We start from the raw sequence: 2,557 nt of genomic DNA, 5'->3' as shown, positions 1-2,557 counted from the left end.
TGCCTCGCCTGTGTCGGTGGTCAGCCGTCATCTTGCTCATTGCGCAGCCTGCGGTCAATCCGCAATCTACTGCGGCGCAAACGTCCGAGCGGGAACGTCTTGCCTCATTCATTCGATCACGTCCCGACGATCACGTCCCGAGTTCTGTGTAGATCCCAGCACCACCACGCGCGGCCGCCGAGCCCGCACCGGGGTTGCTTCGACACCGAGCCCGCGCCGGCCGCTTCTGCGAGGCCATTTATCTGCCGCGGCTCCAATCGACCAGGGTGCGAGCTTTTCCGGGGTCATGATCGTGAGAATTCGTGGGTCATGATCGTGAGAAGTGACAGCTGCGGCGACGAGCCCGAGCCGAAGCCGGTCGGTGGGCGCCCCGAGACACTCCCGCCGGGCTCGACCGGGCGCCCCGCCCCCGGCGCCCGCCGCGGCTCGTGCCCACCACGCCCACCGACCGTGTCGTCGCGTACGCGGCGATGATGGCTCACCGACCGCCGCCGTCCCGCAGCGGCCCCGATGCCGTCCGCTCTCGACCGCACCGCGCGCCCCGCTCCCGCTCCGCGCCCGCTCTCGACCGCCCCGCGCGCCCCGCTTCCGCTCCGCGCCGCTGTCGTCCCGCTCCCCCGCGCGCCCCGCGCCCGCTCCGCGCCCGCGAAAACGTCGGCGGACAGCCGCGTTCCCCGTCCGCCGACCGGTTCTCGACTCCCGGACCGCCCGCGCCACGCGCCGCATCGCGGCCGCCGGCGCGGACGCCGCGCGCCCCGGTTTTTCGGCACGCTGCGGCCAAACGGTTGGAGACGCCGAAAGATTCCGCTAGGATTGCGCACCTTGCGCCTGGACGATTCCGATCTCGACCGCCTCGTCGACACCATCGCCGAACGCGTGCGCCAGCGCCTCGCCGGCGCCGCCGCACGGCCCAGCCTGCGCGTCGTCCAGGGCGGCGACTGCACGGACGACTCGGTCGAGGACTGCTCGACCTGCGGCAGCTGCGTGGTCCGCCGCCCGTGGTCGGTACGCGCGATCGAGGCCGCCGGCGCGAGCCGCGTCGCCTGGCTCGGCGACAAGCCCGCGTCGCCGAGCGAGTTCGCGCGCATGATCGACCACACCCTGTTGCGCGCCGACGCCACGCGGGACGACATCCGCAATCTGTGCGAAGAAGCCCGCAAGTTCGGGTTCGCGTCCGTGTGCGTCAACACGACCTGGGTGCCGCTGTGCAAACAGCTGTTGCGCGGCAGCGGCGTCGCGGTGTGCACGGTGGTCGGCTTCCCGCTCGGCGCGATGGCGCCCACCGCCAAGGCGTACGAGGCGCGCGAGGCGGTCCGCAACGGCGCCGACGAGATCGACATGGTCATCAACATCGGCGCGCTCAAGTCGCGCGACTACGAAACCGTCTACGAGGACATCTGTCGCGTCGTGAAAGCCGCCAAGCCGGCCATCGTCAAGGTCATCCTCGAAACGGGCGCGCTCACCTACGATGAAAAGGTCATCGGCTGCGTCCTCGCGAAGCTCGCGGGCGCCGCGTTCGTCAAGACGTCGACCGGGTTCGGCAAGGGCGGCGCCACCGTCGAAGACATCCAGTTGATGCGGCGCATCGTCGGCGACGACATGGGCGTCAAGGCGTCCGGCGGCGTCCGCTCCGCGGAGGACGCCGCGAAGATGGCGATGGCCGGCGCCAACCGGATCGGCGCGTCGGCCTCGGTGGCAATCGTCACCGGCAAGACGCAGCGCAAGGCTGCGGGGTATTGACGACCTTGACGTTCCTGCCGCAGGAGCTCATCCGCAAAAAGCGCGACGGACGCCAGCTCACCGGCGACGAGATCCGCGCGTTCATCGCGGGCGTGGCCGACGGCTCGGTTCCCGACTACCAGACCGCGGCCATGTTGATGGCCGTCTACTTCCGCGGCCTCGACGACGACGAGACCGCCGCGTGGGCCGACGCGATGGTCCACTCCGGCGACGTGGTCGACCTGTCGCGCGTCGATCGGCCGCGCGTCGACAAGCACTCGACCGGCGGCGTCGGCGACAAGATTTCGATCCCGCTCGCCCCGGCGGTCGCGGCGTGCGGCGTCGCCGTACCGATGGTCAGCGGCCGCGGGCTCGGCCACACCGGCGGCACGCTCGACAAGCTCGAGTCGATTCCCGGCTTTCGCGTCGACCTCGACATCGATCGGTTCGTCGCGCAGGTGGCCGAACTCGGCGTCTGCATGATCGGCCAGACCGACCGCATGGCGCCGGCCGACCGCGTGCTCTACGCCCTGCGCGACGTCACCGCCACCGTCGAGTCGATTCCGCTGATCGCGACGTCGATCATGTCGAAGAAGCTGGCCGAGGGGATCGACGGCCTGGTGCTCGACTGCAAGGTGGGCAGCGGCGCGTTCATGAAGACGCTCGACGACGCCCGTCGCCTGGCCACGGCCATCCGCGCCATCGGTGCGGCCGCCGGCAAGCGCGTGACCGCCGTGCTCACGCGCATGGACGACCCGATCGGCGACGCGGTCGGCAACGCGGTCGAGATCGCCGAGTCGGTCGACGTGCTGCGCGGGGGCGGGCCGGCCGACACCCG

The 2,557-nt window shown here is 71.2% G+C and carries 2 protein-coding genes; both read left to right on the top strand.

Annotated elements, in window-relative coordinates:
* Positions 1-1,086 precede the first annotated feature (1,086 nt).
* Positions 1,087-1,740 carry a deoxyribose-phosphate aldolase gene (gene deoC / locus D6689_22835; protein ID RMH36248.1) on the top strand — a complete coding sequence of 218 codons (654 nt, stop codon included), beginning with the start codon at positions 1,087-1,089 and terminating at the stop codon, positions 1,738-1,740.
* Positions 1,741-1,745: 5 nt separating this feature from the next.
* Positions 1,746-2,557, top strand: an 812-nt coding sequence (locus tag D6689_22830; GenBank protein RMH36247.1) for a thymidine phosphorylase, incomplete at its 3' end; no start/stop codon positions are given.

Source organism: Deltaproteobacteria bacterium, from assembly GCA_003696105.1.
GTDB lineage: Bacteria > Myxococcota_A > Polyangia > Haliangiales > J016 > J016.
This window is presented reverse-complemented; position numbering and strand designations above follow the sequence as displayed.

Excerpts from the sequence above, each read along its gene's own strand:
- deoC (RMH36248.1), top strand. The coding sequence starts at position 1,087 with ATGATCGACCACACCCTGTTGCGCGCCGACGCCACGCGGGACGACATC.